9 protein-coding genes are annotated in these 17157 nt (G+C 67.9%); 4 read left to right on the forward strand and 5 right to left on the reverse strand.

The window, feature by feature from the left end; genetic code table 11:
* The first annotated feature begins 220 nt into the window (after positions 1–220).
* From AC07O8_RS03045 to AC07O8_RS03055, 3 genes are read left to right on the forward strand one after another with little or no spacing between them, the layout of a single operon-like run.
* Complete coding sequence (locus AC07O8_RS03045) at positions 221–1417, forward strand: efflux RND transporter periplasmic adaptor subunit (protein ID WP_495046628.1); 1197 nt, start codon at positions 221–223, stop codon at positions 1415–1417.
* An 18-nt stretch (positions 1418–1435) separates the two neighbouring features.
* The gene (locus AC07O8_RS03050; protein ID WP_495046629.1) at positions 1436–4732 is read left to right on the forward strand and encodes an efflux RND transporter permease subunit; all 3297 of its coding nucleotides are present in this window, start codon (positions 1436–1438) and stop codon (positions 4730–4732) included.
* A 20-nt stretch (positions 4733–4752) separates the two neighbouring features.
* On the forward strand, positions 4753–6168 hold the full coding sequence (locus tag AC07O8_RS03055; RefSeq protein WP_495046630.1) for an efflux transporter outer membrane subunit: 1416 nt from the start codon (positions 4753–4755) through the stop codon (positions 6166–6168).
* Positions 6169–6276: 108 nt separating this feature from the next.
* On the opposite strand, the gene AC07O8_RS03060 is transcribed toward AC07O8_RS03055, so the two are convergent.
* From AC07O8_RS03060 to AC07O8_RS03080, 5 genes are all read right to left on the reverse strand, one after another.
* Positions 6277–7101, reverse strand: a complete 825-nt coding sequence (locus AC07O8_RS03060; protein ID WP_495046631.1) for a LytR/AlgR family response regulator transcription factor — start codon at positions 7099–7101, stop codon at positions 6277–6279.
* 89 nt (positions 7102–7190) lie between these two features.
* Positions 7191–8423 (reverse strand): sensor histidine kinase, encoded by a 1233-nt coding sequence (locus AC07O8_RS03065; protein ID WP_495046632.1) that lies wholly within the window; start codon positions 8421–8423, stop codon positions 7191–7193.
* A 181-nt stretch (positions 8424–8604) separates the two neighbouring features.
* Positions 8605–9360, reverse strand: coding sequence for a class II glutamine amidotransferase (locus tag AC07O8_RS03070; RefSeq protein ID WP_495046633.1), 756 nt, complete (start codon positions 9358–9360; stop codon positions 8605–8607).
* Between the two features lie 45 nt (positions 9361–9405).
* On the reverse strand, positions 9406–10662 hold the full coding sequence (locus AC07O8_RS03075; protein ID WP_495046634.1) for an NAD(P)/FAD-dependent oxidoreductase: 1257 nt from the start codon (positions 10660–10662) through the stop codon (positions 9406–9408).
* 162 nt (positions 10663–10824) lie between these two features.
* A complete protein-coding gene (locus AC07O8_RS03080) occupies positions 10825–13437 on the reverse strand; it encodes a TonB-dependent receptor (protein ID WP_495046635.1) in 2613 nt (870 codons plus the stop codon).
* Between the two features lie 663 nt (positions 13438–14100).
* Here AC07O8_RS03080 and AC07O8_RS03085 point away from each other — a divergent pair.
* On the forward strand, positions 14101–17010 hold the full coding sequence (locus AC07O8_RS03085; protein WP_495046636.1) for a TonB-dependent receptor plug domain-containing protein: 2910 nt from the start codon (positions 14101–14103) through the stop codon (positions 17008–17010).
* Positions 17011–17157 lie beyond the last annotated feature (147 nt).

Below are 17157 nucleotides of genomic sequence, written 5' to 3' on the forward strand. Positions count from 1 at the left end.
CCTTGCCCAATCCTCCGAACCTCCACCCTGCTGACGTTTTCCGGCAGTGTCTGCTACGAGACTTGCTCACAACCTTGCCCAGGCAGTCAATTCGTATTTGGAAGCCCTGAGCCCCAGGGACAGGTATTGCCTGAGCCACTGGCTGGTATTTCATGTACCGCGTACATTCCGCCGCACGCTGCGGTGCAACAGATGCCGTGGGCGTTTTCGGGAGTGATGCATGGCTGGACTTTCTTTCAATCGCAACGCCGTCGCCGGCGCCTTCGTGGCGCTGCTGCTGACCGCCTGTGGACAACAGGATCAACAACAACAACACCATGGCGGCCCGCCGCCCGTGACGGTCGCCCCGGCGATCTCGCGCGAAGTCCAGGACTTCGATGAATTCACCGGCCGCCTGGAAGCGCCCGACACCGTCGAGATCCGCGCCCGTGTCGCCGGAACACTCGACAAGGTCCACTTCCGCGAAGGCCAGGTCGTCAAGAAGGGCGACCCGCTCTTCACCATCGATCCGCGTCCGTTCCAGGCCGAAGTCGCCCGCGCCGAGGCCCAGGCCGCCGCCGCCCGCACCGCCGCCGAACTGAGCAAGTCCGACCTGGGCCGCGCCGAGAAGCTCGTCGCCATCCAGGGCGTCAGCCAGCAGGAGATCGACCAGCTCAAGGCCGCCGTCCGCAACAACGAGGCCAACATCCGCGCCGCCGAAGCCGCCGTGACGCAGGCCAAGCTGAACGTCGAGTTCACGCAGGTCCGCGCCCCGGTCACAGGCCGCAGCTCGCGCGCCAACGTGACGCCCGGCAACCTCGTCAACATCGGCGAGCCGGTGCTGACCACGGTCGTCTCCAGCGACAAGGTCTACGCCTACTTCGACGCCAGCGAGGCGACCTTCCTGAAGTACGCCGCCGCCGCCCGCGCCGGCGGCGCCAAGCGCGAGCAGGCCACCAAGATCCGTCTCGGCCTGGCCAACGAGCAGGGCTACCCGCACGAGGGCCGCATGGACTTCGTCGACAACCGCCTGAATCCGGCCACCGCCACCATCCGCGGCCGCGCGGTCTTCGACAACAAGGACGGGCTCTTCACCCCGGGCCTGTTCGCACGCGTCCGGCTGGAAGGCACCGGTTCCTATACCGCCACGCTGATCCCCGACCGCGCCATCGGCACCGACCAGGCCAACAAGGTCGTGATGGTCGTGGGCGCCAACAACATCGTGGCGCCCCGTCCGGTCCAGGCCGGCGCGCTGTTCGACGGCTACCGCGTGGTGCAGGGCGTCAAGCCCGGCGAGCTCGTGATCATCGACGGCCTCCAGCACGCGATGCCCGGCGCGCCGGTCACGCCGCAGCAGGCCAAGCTCGACGACAAGGGACGCCCCGTCGCCGCGCCGCAAGGCGCCGCCCCCGCCGCTCCCGCCGCGTCGTCGAAGTAACCCGACGCGAGGCCGTCCATGGATATCTCACGCTTCTTCATCGAGCGGCCGCGCTTTGCGTCGGTCCTCTCGATCTTCATCTTCCTGGTGGGCCTGCTGGCGATCTTCCGGCTGCCCATCTCCGAGTACCCCGAGGTCGCGCCGCCGCAGGTCGTCGTGCGCGCCCAGTTCCCCGGCGCCAACCCGCGCGTGATCTCCGAGACGGTGGCCACGCCGCTCGAGGAACAGATCAACGGGCTGGAAAACGTCCTGTACTTCGACAGCCAGGCCACCGCCGACGGCGGCATGACGCTGACGGTCACCTTCAAGATCGGCACCAACCCGGAAGCCGCGGAAACGGCGGTCCAGAACCGCATCAACCGCGCGCTGCCGCGCCTGCCCGACATCGTCCGGCAGATCGGCGTGACGACCGAGAAGTCCAGTCCCAACCTGACCATGGTCGTCCACATGGTCAGTCCGGACAACAGCCGCGACGCGCTGTACCTGCGCAACTACGCGCAGCTGCAGGTCCGCGACGAACTGCTGCGCGTGCAGGGCATGGGCTCGGTGCAGGTCTTCGGCTCCGGCGACTACGCGATGCGCATCTGGCTGGATCCGGCGAAGCTGGCCGGTCGCGGCCTGACCGCCTCCGACGTCACCAACGCCATCCGTGAACAGAACACGCAGGTCGCGGCCGGCGTCGTCGGCGCGCCGCCGGCGCCCAAGGGCACCGACTTCCAGCTGCAGATCAACACGCAGGGCCGCCTCGTCACCGAGGAGGAATTCGCCGACGTCATCATCCGCACCGACACCGCCACCGGCGGCCTGGTCCGCGTGCGCGACGTGGGCCGCGTCGAGATGGGCCCCGGCACCTATGCGCTGCGCAGCCTGCTGAACAACAAGGAAGCGGTCGGCATCGGCATCTTCCAGGCCCCGCAGTCCAACGCGCTGAACATCTCCAAGGATGTGCGCGCGACGATGGAACGCCTGAAGGCCAGCTTCCCGGCCGGCGTCAGCTACGACATCGTCTACGACCCGACGCGCTTCGTCGCCACCTCCATCGAGAAGGTGATCCACACCCTGATCGAGGCCGTGCTGCTGGTCGTGCTGGTCGTGATCATCTTCCTGCAGACCTGGCGCGCGTCCATCATCCCGCTGCTGGCCGTGCCGGTGTCCATCGTGGGCACGTTCGCGGTGCTGCTGCTGTTGGGCTACTCGATCAACACGCTGACGCTGTTCGGGCTGGTGCTCGCCATCGGCATCGTGGTCGACGATGCGATCGTGGTCGTCGAGAACGTCGAGCGCAACCTCGAGGACGGGCTCACGCCGCATGCCGCGACGATCAAGGCGATGCAGGAGGTCTCCGGGCCCATCATCGCGATCGCGCTGGTGCTGTGCGCGGTGTTCATCCCGCTGACCTTCGTGCCGGGCCTGTCGGGCCAGTTCTACCGCCAGTTCGCGGTCACGATCGCGATCTCGACGGTGATCTCGGCGTTCAACTCGCTGACCCTGTCGCCCGCCATGGCGGCCTTGCTGCTGCGTCCCCACGACGCACCCAAGGACCCGATCATGAAGGGGATGGACAAGCTGTTCGGCCGCTTCTTCCACTGGTTCAACTGCTTCTTCCAGCGCCGCAGCGAAGGCTACAGCCGCGGCGTCACCGGCATCCTGAAGCGCAAGGGCGGCGCGCTGATCGTCTACGCGATCCTGCTGGGCCTGACCGCCCTGCTGTTCACGCGCATCCCTTCGGGCTTCGTGCCGGCGCCGGACAAGCAGTACCTGATCGGCATCGCGCAGCTGCCGGCCGGCGCCACGCTGGACCGCACCGAGGAAGTCATCCGGCGCATGAGCGACATCGCGCTGAAGGTGCCCGGCATCCGTGACTCGATCGCCTTCCCGGGCCTGTCGATCGCCGGCTTCTCGGCCGCGCCCAACGAAGGCATCGTGTTCTTCGGCCTGGACGAATTCGAGAACCGGACCTCCGCCGAGACCTCCAAGGACGCGATCCTGGGCAAGGTCAACGGCGCGATCCAGCAGATCCAGGGCGCGCGCATGTTCGTCGTGCCGCCGCCGGCGGTGGACGGCCTGGGCAACGCGGGCGGTTTCAAGGTGCAGGTGCAGGACCGCTCCGGCCTCGGCGAGCAGGCGCTGTACGGCGCCGTCTGGGGCACGCTGGGTCCGATCTACGGCGACCCGAAGAGCGGCATCGGCACGCCGTACTCGACCTACGACATCAACGTCCCGCAGCTCTTCGCCCACGTCGACCGGGTCAAGGCCAAGCAGATGGGCGTGAAGTTGCAGGACATCTACGACACGCTGCAGATCAACCTCGGCTCGCTGTACGTCAACGACTTCAGCCGCTTCGGCAAGACCTACCAGGTGATCGTGCAGGCGGACGCGCCCTTCCGTTCCAACGCCGGCAGCATCACCGACCTGAAGACGCGCAACGAGAAGAACGAGATGGTGCCGCTGGGCGCGCTGATGAACGTCGATCCGACCTTCGGACCGACGCGCGTGACGCGCTACAACGGCTTCCCGAGCGCGGACATCAACGGCGCGGCCAAGCCCGGTTTCTCCAGCGGCCAGGCCGAGGCGGAGATCGAGCAGCGCCTGAAGAACCTGCCGCGCGGCATGACCTACGAGTGGACGGAGCTGACCTACCAGGACCGGCTGACCCGCGACATCAAGGTCGGCGGCTTCTCGATCCCGACGCTGGGCGCGGTGCTGGCGATCTCGGTGCTGCTGGTGGTGCTGGTCCTCGCGGCCCAGTATGAAAGCTGGTCGCTGCCGCTGGCCATCATCCTGATCGTGCCGATGTGCATCCTGTCCGCGCTCTTCGGCGTGTGGCTGTCGCACTTCCCACCGTTCGCGCAGGCCGGGGATCTCAACATCTTCTCGCAGGTGGCGCTGGTGGTGCTGGTCGGGCTGGCGTGCAAGAACGCGATCCTGATCGTCGAGTTCGCCAAGGAACTCGAGGAGCGCGGCGAAGCGCTGCACGACGCGATCATCCACGCCTGCCGCATGCGGCTGCGCCCGATCCTGATGACCTCGATCGCGTTCTGCGCGGGCGTGATCCCGCTGATCCTGGGCTCCGGCGCCGGCAGCGAGATGCGTCGCGCGATGGGCATCGCGGTGTTCTCGGGCATGGTCGGGGTGACGCTGTTCGGCATCTTCCTGACGCCGGTGTTCTACGCGCTGCTGCGCAAGAGCACCGAGAAGAAGCGCGCCCATGCGGTCGAGCTGCGTCATCAGATCGATGCCGCCGCCCACCCGTTCCATCCGGGCGTCGACGACGCCGATACGCCCAAGGGCAATCCGGCCAAGGGGGGCGCATGATGTTCTTCCGAGTCTCTCTGATGGCCGCCGCGGCGGCTGCGACGATGGCCCTGACGGGCTGCTCGACGGCGCCCGCGCCGAAGAAGTCCGAGGTGCCGCTGGCCAACGGCTTCGCCAACGCGCCGCAAGGTGACGGCGCCGTGCTGGCGCAGGCGCCGGTGGGCCGCTTCTGGCAGGGCTTCAACGACACCGGGCTGGATTCGCTGGTGAACCGCGCGCTGCAGGCCAACACGGACCTGCGCATCGCGTCGGCCAACCTGCGCGAAGCGCGGGCACTCTCGCGCTTCGCCGATGCGCAGCTGTTCCCGACCGTCGACCTGACGGCCGGTGCCGGCCGCGCCCGTGCGCCGGACTACCAGGGCAACCCGCAGAGCGGCAACGCGTTCTCGGTCGGCTTCGACGTGCGCTGGGAGGCCGACCTGTTCGGCCGCCTGTCCGACGAACGCCGGGCCACCGCGGCCGAGCTGCTGGCCGGCGAAGCGGGCCTGCGTTCGGCGCAGATCAGCGTCGCGGCGGAAGTGGCGCGCAACTACTTCGAGCTGCGCGGTCTGCAGGAGCAACTGCGCGTCGCTCAGCAGTCGCTGGAGACGCAGCAGGGGGCGCTGAAGCTGGTGTCCGGCCGCCAGGAAGCGGGTCGCGGCAACGGCTTCGACACCGAGCGCGCCCGCGCGCTGGTGCAGAGCACCGCAGCCACGATTCCTTCGCTGGAGATGGCGCTGGCGCGCACGCGCTACCGCCTGGCGGTGCTGACGGGCCAACCGCCGACGGCGCTCGACGTGGAACTGTCCGACGTCAAGCCGCTGCCGGGTCTGAAGACGATCGCGCTGGATCGCATCGGCACGCCCGAGGACCTGCTGCGCCGCCGTCCGGACGTCCGCGCAGCCGAGGCGCAGGCGGCCGCGGCCGCGGCGCGCGTGGGCGTGGCGCGCTCGTCGATGTTCCCGCGCATCACGCTAGGCGGCACGATCGGCCAGAACGCGTCGCGCATCGGCGACCTGGGCGACGGTCCGGCGTACGCCTACAACCTCGGCGCACAGCTGGTGTGGAACCTGATCGACTTCGGCCGCATCCGCGCGCAGATCGCGGCGGCGGACGCCCGCAACGAAGCGGCCTTCATCAGCTACGAGCGCACCGTGCTTGCCGCGCTGGAGGAGACCGAAGGCGCGCTGGTGACCTACAACCGCAGCCAGCAGCAGGCGCAGGCGCTGTTCGACGCGGCGGTCTCGGCGGAGCGTGCGGCCAACATCGCACGTGAGCGCTTCAAGGTCGGCATCAGCGACTTCCTCGCGGTGCTGGACGCCGAGCGCGAACTGCTCACGGCGCGCAACCAGCTGGCGCAATCGCAGACGGCGGCGGCGACCTCGCTGGTCGGCGTCTACAAGGCGCTGGCAGGCGGCATCGATGCCGAGGCGCCCGCGCCGACGGCGATGCGCTGAGGCCTCACCGCCACGACGATGAAAGGGGCCTCGGCCCCTTTTTTTCCGTCTGCGATCCCGGTGTCTGCGCGACACCTCGCTGTCCGCGTCGCGCGCGGCGATCCTGCCTCACTGGCCCTTGAACAGGCCCTGGAACTGCCGCGACACCGGCAGCTTCTCCGCGCACCCCTTGAGCGAGAGCTGCATCGTGTTCTCGTCGACACGCGTGGCGCTCGTGATGAAGCGGCTGTTGACAAGCACCGAGCGGTGGACCTGCCAGAACACGCCCGGATCCAGGTCGCCCAGCAGCTCCTTGAGGGCCGTGCGGATCCACGCTTCGCCGTCGCGATGCACGACGCGGGTGTAGCGGCTGTCGCTCTGGAAGAACAGGATGTCGTCCGGCGCGATCAACTGGATCTCGCGGCCCTGGCTGGCCTGGATGGGCCGCATCGAGGGCCGCTGCGCGGGCAGCAGCTGGCGCAGCAGCTCCAGCGTGGCCGCGGGCATCGCCGCCGAGGTTGGGCGACCGTGGGGGTCGACGTCGTCGGCGCCCGCCTTGTCCGGCGCGGCGCCGTTCAAGGCCTGGCGTTGTCTCAGTCGCTGGAGGCATTGCTCGAGCCGCAAGTCCTCGACCGGTTTCAGCACGTAGTCGACGGCGCCGGCTTCGAAGGCCGACAGCGCGTGATCGCCGTAGGCCGTGACGAACACGACCTGTGGCGGCTCCGCCAGCTGCGACAGGCGCTGCCCGACCTCCAGGCCGGACATGCCCGGCATGCGGATGTCCAGGAAGCAGAGCTGCGGTTCGTGCTCGAGGCAATCGTCCCAGGCATCGCAGCCGTTGACGCTGGCCGCCACGATCTCGATCTCCGGCGCCAGCCGGGCCAGCGCGGCGCGCAGTTGCTCGCGCGGACCTTCCTCGTCGTCCGCGATCAGGGTGCGGATCCTTGTCGTCATGCCTGTGGTCTCCCTCGAAAAATCTTGCGAAGCGTCCTGCGACGGCGTCCTTCAATGCGGCCCGGCGGCGTGCGCCAGCCCCGAGGCCGTCAGGCGGCCGGCACCTCGACCCAGGCGAGGCACCCCGGCGCTTCCAGCGAACCGGGCGTCAGGCCCAAGGTGGCGCGGGCGCCGAACTGGGCCTTGAGCCGTTCCCGCGTGTTGGCCAGGCCCAGGCCTTCGCAGGCCCCGGGCGGAAGCCCGCGGCCGCCGTCCTGCACCTCCAGGCGCAGGCGCCCGTCCATCGCCTTCACCCGCACGGCGATGTGTCCGCCGCGCAGGCTGGGCTCGATCCCGTGCGTGATCGCGTTCTCCGCCAGCGTCAGCAAAGTGCCGGGCGGCAGGCTCGCGGTGTCGATCGCGGCCTGGGCGGTCTCGTCCGTGTCCAGCGACCAGCTCAGCCGCTGCCCCAGCCGCGCCTGCATGATGTCCAGGTAGCTGCGCACGATCTGCAGTTCCTGCGACAGCGGCAGCCGGTCCTGCTCGAACATCGGCAGCGTCGCCCGCAGGTAGCGCGTCAGCGAGCGCAGCATCGGCCCGGCGCGGTCGTCGCGCGTGTCGACCCAATGCTGCAGCGATGCCAGCGTGTTGAAGAGGAAATGCGGCTGGATCTGCGCCGTGGCCAGCCGCTGCGCCATCGCGATGCGCTCGTCCTGCGCGTCGAGCTCCGCCAGCCGCGCCCCCAGCTGCTGCGTCCGGTACAGCGTCAGGAACCACCACGACGACACCGTCAGCGTCATCCCGCCCGCGACGAAGGGCAGCAGGTCGCGGGCCTCTTCCCGGAAGCCCGCCTTCGTCATGCCCAGCGTGAACAGCACCATCAGCACGCTCAAGGCGAGGGTCGCGCCGTTGAAGCGGGTCCGGGTCGGCTGGCGCCACAGCCAGCGCGAGACGCTCAGGCCGATGGACGCCATCGCCAGTCCGCCGATCAGGATCACATGTGCCAGGTGGCGCGGCAGCATCGTGTAGAAGACCAGCACCAGCACCAGCACGTTGCTCATCACGTAGCAGTCGATGGCGGAGGACCAGGTCTTCAGGCCGGAGCGTTCGATCTCGGCATCGCTGAAGGTGCGCCTCGGGCCCGGGAACAGCCATTGCGTCCAGTCGACCTGGACGGCGCCGGGGTCGGCGGCGGTGGACGTCGACGGGGCCGGTGATGTTGCTGGCGATGGCACTGGCACTGCCGATGGCACTGGCGATGGCGATGGCGATGGCGCGATGCCGGCCGCGGCGGGCGGCTTGACCTGGGGGACCGCGTCGGCGGGAGCGCTGGGCGAAGTCATGCGGCGAGTCTAGGCCAGGGGGCCGTCGACCGCCTCCGGATGCGGCGAATGGCAGTGGGTGGGGACGATCAGCCGACTGCGACGACCGAGCGGACGCCATGGCGGCCGGTGCCCCGCTCCGCTCAATCGCCTCCTCACGCTCGGCATTCGCTCCACGGGGCACCGGCCGCCACGGCTGCCATCAGCAGAGCGGCTCGCCGCCGACGAAGACCTTCAGCGTGCCCGGGTCGATCAGGATCCAGGCTTCGCCGCGCGTCAGCGGCTCGGTGGCGACGATGGCGATGCGATCGTCCTCGGTGGTCTTGGCAGCCAGGTCGACGCTGACGTCCTCGTCCTGCAGGGTCACGTGGCCGAACGGCGGCCGGCGCAGCAGGTAGTGCAGCTTGGTCGAGCCGTGCGCCCACAGCGCCTGGCCGTTGGAGAGCAGCATGTTGAAGGTGCCGTGACCGTTGAGCCGCGGCAGCAGTTCGCGCAGCGTGTGGTTCAGCTCCTCGATCGCCGGCATGTCGGCGTGCGCCTTGGCCAGTTCCTGCATCAGCCAGCAGAAGGCCTGCTCGCTGTCGGTCTGCCCCACCGGCTTGAAGGCCGCATGCAGCCGCGGCGCGAAGCCCTTGAGGTCGCCGTTGTGCGCGAACACCCAGTAGCGGCCCCACAGCTCGCGCACGAAGGGGTGCGTATTCTCCAGGGATACGACGCCCTGCGTCGCCTTGCGGATGTGCGCGATGACGACGTCGCTGCGGATCGGGTAGGTCTTGACCAGCTCCGCCAGCGGCGAGACCCGCGCGCTGTGGTGGTCGACGAAGTGCCGCAGCCCGCGGCCTTCGAAGAACGCGATGCCGAAGCCGTCCTTGTGCTCGTGCGCCCGCGTCGCCAGCCCGGCGAAGCTGAACATCACATCGGTGGGTCGGCGGGCATTCATGCCCATCAGCTGGCACATCGCGGTCTCTCCAGGCTCAGGTCGCTGCGCTCATCATGCAACGGGTCATTCCAGGAACAGCCGCGTGATCCCCTTCAGGCTGACCAGGTTGCCGGGATTGCTGGTCTCGTTGAGCACGCCGCTCATGCGCCGCAGCAGGCGCGGACTCTTCTGCGCGCGCCAGATCAGCAGGTCGGCCAGCCAGGGGAAACGGTTCACGCGGTTGCCGCGCTCGTACAGGTCGTATTTGGGCTGCAGCGCGCGCAGGCCCGATTCGTACTGATCGCGGACCAGGCTGTCGCGGGCGCTGTCGATGCCGGTCGTCCCGGCGATGCGATGCGCCAAGATCGCTTCCGCGGCCAGCAGGCCGGTCTCCATCGCCTTGCCGATGCCCTCGCCTGTGAACGAATAGGTCGAGCCCGCCGCCTCGCCGGTGACCAGCAGCCCGGGCCGCGTCCAGCGCGCGCCGTTGAGCGTGCAGCGCAGCGGCGCGCCCTTGAGTTCGCCGACCAGCTCGCCCTCGGCCATCAGCCGCTTCGCGGGCGGATAGTGCTCGACGAAGGCGTCGAAGATGGCGCGCAGGTTGACGTCCTTCTTCTGGCCCTTCCCGGCCAGGTCCTTGTGGCTGTCGGTCACGCCGACGCCGATGTTGAAGCTGCCGTCCGGCGCCGGGAAGATCCAGCCGTAGCCCGGTTGCACCGCCTTGCACCAGACCACTTCCAGCGCCTTGATCTCGCCGACCATCGTCGGCGCCCGCACGTAGCCGCGCAACGCGACGCCGCTGGGGGTGTGGCGCTCGCACATGCCGGCCGCCGTCAGCGCCTTGGGCACCGCGCCGGTGGCCAGGATCACCCAGTCGGCGGCGATCTCGTGGGACTGGCCGTCGAGGGTGAGCCGCGCGCCGCGCACACGGCCCTGCGCGTCCTCCAACGCCGATTCGAAGCGCGCCGGCGCCAGGAAACGCGCGCCGGCTTCCTGGGCGCCGAGGTTCAGGATCTCGTCGAGCTGCTTGCGCGGCAGCACCGCGAGGTGGCCCGGCACGTCGATGCGGCCGCCGCGCGGTCCGACGCAGCCCACGTGCGTCGAGCGCTCCGCCTTGGCCATCACCCGGTCCAGCAGGCCCAGGCGTTCGAGCGCCTGGTGGGCGTCGGGGATCAGGCCGTCGCCGCAGACCTTGTCGCGGCCCAGCGGCTGCTGGTCGACCATCACGACGTCCAGACCCGCGCGGGCGAGCCAGCGCGCGGCCGCGCTGCCGGCGGGGCCGGCGCCGATGATCAGGACCTGGCAGGCGGCGGGCGGACCCGCGGGCGACTCGACGGACATGGGGGCGTTTCTGACAGCGAAGAACAACCGCACATTCTAGGGAGCCCGTCGAGGCGGCGGGACCGGCGATTCCCACCCCCGCGGGCGGACGGCGGCGCGCCGTCGTCGGGACGAAAAAAAAGCGGGAGGGTCTCCCCTCCCGCTTCCCTGTGGCTGACCCGCTCAGAACGAGTAGGTGGCCCGGACGTAGTACGCGCGACCGGTCGGATCGGCGTAACGCGAGTCCCAGCCGCCGCCCTGGAAGAGATCTTCCTGGTTGGAGAACGGCGGATCGCGGTCGAACAGGTTGCGCACGCCCAGGACCAGCGACAGGTCCTTGCGCGGCGCCCAGCTGCCGAACAGGTCGAAGGTGGTGTACGACGGCACGCGCGCGTGGGTGGTCGGATCGAAGTCCGCGTAGCCCGACTTGTAGCGCATCGTCACGCCGGCGCCGAAGTCCTGGTAGCGCCAGTTGGTCGTCAGGTTGTGCTGCCAGCGGAAGATCGGACCCGACTCGCCGTAGTTGCCCACGTTGCGAACCCAGTAGCCGTCCTTGAAGTCCTGGAACTCGTACTTGGCGACGTAGGTGCTGTTCAGCGCGAAGTCGAACTGGCCGATCGCGCTGTTCAGGCGGTACTGGGCGCTCAGGTCCAGGCCGTTGGTGCGCACCTTGCCCAGGTTCAGCAGCGTCTGGTCGACGTAGCCGCACTCTTCGCCGGGGCAGTTGCTGGCGATGGACAGCGTGTTGCCCGGGCCGAAGTGGAAGTACTGCTGCAGCGCCGGGTAGGTGCCGTAGTTGTTGAACAGCGCGAACTGCGGGATCGAGCCGATCGTGTCCTTCAGGTGCACCCACCAGAAGTCCACGCCCACGCTCAGGTTGGCCGCCGGTTCGACGACGAAGCCCAGGGTGGCGGTCTTCGACTTCTCGGGACGCAGGTTCTTGTTGCCGGCGTTCAGCACCTGGAACTGCGCTTCGCACTGGGTGCCGGACTGGCCGTCCGGGCACAGCAGCGGGTTGGCGTAGTTGCCCGCGGTGTTGGTGTAGGCCGGGCTGCCGTACAGCTCATACAGCGTCGGCGCGCGGAAACCGGTGGACGCCGAGCCGCGCACCAGCAGTTCCTTCATCGGCTGGAAGCGGAAGCTGGCCTTCGGGTTGGTGGAGCTGCCGAAGTCGCTGTACTTGTCGTAGCGGACCGAGGCCGTCACGTCCAGGGACTTGAGCACCGGCACGTTCAGTTCGCCGTACAGCGCGCTGACGTTGCGCGAGCCCTCGGCCAGCGAGTTCGGATCCACGCCGGTCGAGGCCGAGACCTTGGCGGCGAAGTCGGTGTTGGCCGCCGACTTGAACTTCTCGTGGCGGAACTCCACGCCCAGCGCGAGCTGCGACGGGCGGCCGGCGCCGAACCAGTCGACGAGGTCGCGGCTGGCGTGCGCGTTCAGGTTGGTGACCGTGCCCTTGGCCGATTCCAGCAGGCCGTTCAGCGCGGCCTGCTGCAGCAGCGCGGTGCCGGTGGCGTCCTGGTCGCCGAACGGGTTGATGCGGCCGTCCGCCAGGCCGGCGCCGATCAGGTCGCCGTCGGCATAACCGCTGACCAGGTACTGGTCGACCTTGTTGCGGTTGTAGGACAGGTTGACCGAGTAGTCCCAGCCCAGGCCGTTGCCGTCGGCCGTGAACATCAGGCGCTGCTGGTTGTTCTTGTTGGTCTGGCCGCGCGAGCCGTTGGGGAAGTCGCGCCAGTACACCGACACCGGCTGGGTGGTGTCGATCAGCGAGCCCGCGGGCGGCGTCGGGTAGTACTTGGTGCCCGGGTTGACGTCATAACCGCCGTAGGGGACCGGGGCGACGAAGGTCGTGACCTCGTTGCGGGTCGCGAACAGCTCCGCGCCCAGCGTCAGGCTGTCGTTGACCAGCAGGCTGCCCTTGATCAGGCCGGAGGTGGTCTCGACCTTGGGGATGAAGTCGACGAACGAGGCGGTGACCAGCTTGCAGGCGCCGCCGGAGTAGATCATCTGCGTCCCGGTGCAGGCGGTGCCCGTCGGGTTGTAGAAGGTCGCGTTGTCCTGCGTGTAGTTGGCCGGCGCGGTGCTGTAGGACAGGCCGCCGGGCATGCGCTGGTTGAAGTTGCGCTGCGTGCCGTCGATGGCGTCCTGCTTGCGGTACGAGATCGAGCCGAACAGGTTGAAGCCCTGCTTCTGCAGGTCGCCGTAGCCGTAGCCGGCGTTGAAGTTGCGCGACTTGCCGCCGGTCTTCTCGGGGGAGTCGGCGCCCAGGGTGATGGTGCCGCCCTGGAAGTTGGACTTGGTGATGAAGTTGATCACGCCGCCGATGGCGTCCGTGCCGTACAGCGCGGAGGCGCCGTCTCGCAGCACTTCGATGCGGTCGATCGCCGCGAACGGGATCATGTTCAGGTCGGGCGCCGAGCCGTCGACCGCGTTGTTGGCGATGCGCTGGCCGTTCAGCAGCACCAGGGTCTTGTCGGCGCCGATGCCGCGCATGTCGGCGAAGGACGCGCCGCCGCTGCTGGAGCCGATCGACTGGGCCGTGTTGCCGGTGGACTGCACCGACGACAGGTTGGCCATCACCTGCTCGACGGAGGTGATCCCCGACTTCTTCAGGTCGTCCATCTTCACCACCGTCACCGGGACGGCGGTCTCGGCGTCGATCCGCTTGATGGCCGAGCCGGTGACGACGACCCGCTCGAGCTGGGTCTGGTCCTGCTGCTGGGCGAGCGCCGGAAGGGACGCGGCCGCGAAGGTGGCGGCGACTGCCAGGCTCACCGCGTTCAGTTTGTACATCTCTGCAACTCCTAAGCGTAGACGGCGCGTGTGGCGCCGAGACGGCGCGGTAACACCGCGAAGAACAACGCCCTGTCGTCTGTCGTCAGGGCGTCGCAAAAACAGTGTGCAGAGCTGCGTGTTTCCCGATGTTGCTCCGGTGCGCTCTCCGAGTCGGTTGGCCTAAACGAGGGTTAACCCGACACGATCCGTGCTCAAAAGGTGGCGGTTTGACAACAAAGATGCACCAACTTGGACGACTGGGTCGGGTGAGGGGTGATGTCTCAAAGCCATCCGGGCGAATACTGGAAAACGTGGCCCTCCGTTCTGGGGGTGACCCTGCCGTCTGTTGCCAGTGACCAACGACACACCCGTGTCGACGGTCATGCGAAGACATCAACGATTCTTTACATGACAGTCACGCACCAATTTGATGCCGGAAGAAAAGCAAATAAAAACAATGGGTTAGCAAATAGTTGCAATCCCGGTGTGCTGCGAAACGTATCCAAAGAGGCAAGCGGGCATGACTTCCAGTTGGCGGTTACCCGGAGAAGTCGGCCAGATGACGCTCTCCACAATCACTTCGCTCGAGTCACCCGGCGCGTAGCCCTGGCCTGTCCGACCTGGACGGACAGGTCGCTGGGTCAGAGGTCCACAAGCCCACACGCATCCTTCGGAGAAGTCATGCATCAACGTTCAAAGATTGCTTTCGCAGCGCTGCTGGCCATTGCCGGCACCGCTCAAGCACAACAGGCCCCGGCGGCCAGCTCGCCCACACAGATCGAACGCGTGGAGATCACGGGTTCGCGCATCCGCCAGATCGACGTCGAGACGTCGCAGCCGGTGCAGACGGTGACCCGCGAAGACATCCGCAAGTCGGGCCTGGTCACCGCCGGCGACATCGTCAACGCGCTGACCTCCGCAGGCACCCCTGACTTCAGCAAGGGCGCCGTGCTGACCTCCAACCGCGAGCAGGGCGGCCAGTACGCCAACCTGCGCAACCTGGGTTCCCAGCGCGTGCTGGTCCTGGTCAACGGCAAGCGCTGGTCGACCTCGATCAACGGCTACACCGACATGTCCAACATCCCGTCCGCGCTGATCGAGCGCGTCGAGGTGCTGAAGGACGGCGCGTCGGCCATTTACGGCTCGGACGCCATCGCCGGCGTGGTGAACTTCATCCTGAAGAAGGGCTTCGAAGGCATCGAGGCCTCGGCCTTCTACGGCCAGAACGAAAAGGGCGACGGCACGTCCAAGCAGTTCGACCTGACCCTGGGCACCCGCAGCGACAAGGCTTCGGTGGTCGCCAACATCTCGTACTCGAGCCAAGGCGTCATCTGGGCGAAGGACCGCGCGATCACCTCGTGCTCGTACGGCCCGGACCACTGCTCCGACGGCTGGGGCGCTTCGCCCTGGGGACGGATCAGCCCGCTGACGGCCGCCGGCCTGGCCAACACCTCGGCCGCCACGGGCGGCTTCAACCAGATCCTGAACCACACGGGCGGTCTGGAAGGTCTGGCCGACGGCGTCGGCGCCGATGCGTCCAACCCGGCCAACTACCACACGACCCGCGCGGGCGACACGTTCAACTCGTCGTCGCAGATGATGTTCGCCAGCCCGGTCGAACTGAAGTCGCTGTTCGTCAAGGGCGACTACGACATCTCCGACAACCTGCGCTTCAAGACGTCCGCCAACTACGCGGAGCGTGAATCGACCGCGCAGGTCGCTGGTTATCCGTTCAACAGCCGCTCGCAGGTCGGCTTCCCGGTCTACCTGGACAAGGACAGCTACTACAACCCGTACGGCAACCGCGTGGCCGGCGCCGGCAACGGCCAGGACCTGTTCGTGACCCGCCGCGTGGTCGAGCTGCCGCGCGTCACCCAGAACAACGCCAAGACCCTGCATCTGGACACTGGCCTCGAAGGCGACTTCACGGTGGCCGGCAAGGGCTTCAACTGGGACGTGGGCGTCCTGTACGACAAGACCGACGGCGTGGTCAACGGTTCGGGCAACCTGAACCTGGTGAACCTGAAGAACGCCATGGGTCCGTCGTTCCTGAACAGCGACGGCGTGGTCCAGTGCGGTACCGCCGCCAAGCCGATCCCGCTGACGCAGTGCACGCCGTTCAACATCATCGGCGGCCCGAGCGCCTCGACGCCGGCCGCCCTGGCCTACGTCAACGCGCTGACGCACGCCACCTACGGCAGCACGATCACCTCGTACCAGGCCAACATCGGCGGCAGCCTGCTGACGCTGCCCGCGGGCGAGCTGGGTGCGTCGATCGGCGCGGAATACCGCCGCCTGTCCGGCCATGACACGCCGGACCTGATGGCCAGCCGCGGGTACACCACCGACCTGGCCGGCAACGCGACCGACGCGAAGTACAACATCAAGGAAGTCTACGGCGAGCTGAACATCCCCGTGCTCAAGGGCATGACGATGGCCGAGCAGCTGGACCTGAACCTGGCGACCCGCTACTCGGATTACAGCAACTTCGGCAGCACGACCAACAGCAAGGCGTCGTTCAAGTGGAAGCCGGTCAAGGACCTGCTGTTCCGCGGCACGATCGCTGAAGGTTTCCGTGCACCGACGATCGGCGACACCTTCGGTGGCGGCCAGCAGTCGTTCGACAGCTACTACGATCCTTGCGACACCGGCCCGCGCGGCGCGGCGACCGGTTCGGCGGCCGTGGCGGCCAACTGCCTGGCCAAGGGCGTTCCGGCGAACTTCCGCCAGATCAACCAGGCCGGTTCGCCGGTCAACGCCTCGACGCAAGGCACCGCAGCCTTCAACGCCGGCGCCGGCAACGCGACGCTGACCCCGGAAACCGCGCTGACCAAGACGCTGGGCTTCGTGTTCAGCCCGTCGCAGGTGCAAGGTCTGACGGTCGGCGTGGACTGGTACCGCGTCGACATCAAGAACGTCATCACCTCGATCTCGGCGCAGTACGTGCTGGACCAGTGCTACGTGCAGAACAACCCGACGTTCTGCGCCTCGATCCAGCGTGATCCGAGCAACGGCATGGTCACGTACCTGGAGCGCGGCAACCTGAACCTGGCGCAGATCCAGACCGAAGGCATCGACGTCAGCGCGTCGTACCAGCTGCCCCGTACCTCGTTCGGCCAGTTCCGCGTGGGCCTCGAGCTGTCCTACCTGACGAAGTACCGTCAGAAGGCCACGAAGGACTCCAACTGGGACAAGTACGAAGGCGAATGGCCTTACTACCGCGTGAAGGCGAACCTGCCGATCGACTGGTCGATGGGTGACTGGGGCGTCCGCTTCATGACCCGTTACTTCAGCTCGTTCAAGGACCAGTGCTGGGACGTGGACGTGGAGTGCACGAACCCCGACACCGAGCAAAGCTGGGGCTCCGGCTACCACCGCAAGTCGGCTCAGATCTTCAACGACCTGAGCGTGACCTGGAAGTCGCCGTGGAAGGGTGTGATCCAGGTGGGTGCGAACAACCTGTTCGACATCAAGCCGCGCATCAACTACCAAGCCGGTTCCGCTGGTCTGGCTGCTTCGTCGGCGGCCTCGGTGGATCCCAACATGCCGGTCGACCGCTTCATGTACGTCCGCTACACCCAGTCGTTCTGATCTCCCGATCAGTCGTCTGAAAAGCGAAGCCCCGCGAAAGCGGGGCTTTTTCGTTTCCGGCCAGACGAGCGCCGATGTCACCGCGTCGACCGACAAAGGAAAACGCCCGATGCGTGCATCGGGCGTCCGGGGAATGGGCAGGCGTGC

This window comes from Roseateles sp. GW821-FHT09G09, assembly GCF_059415965.1.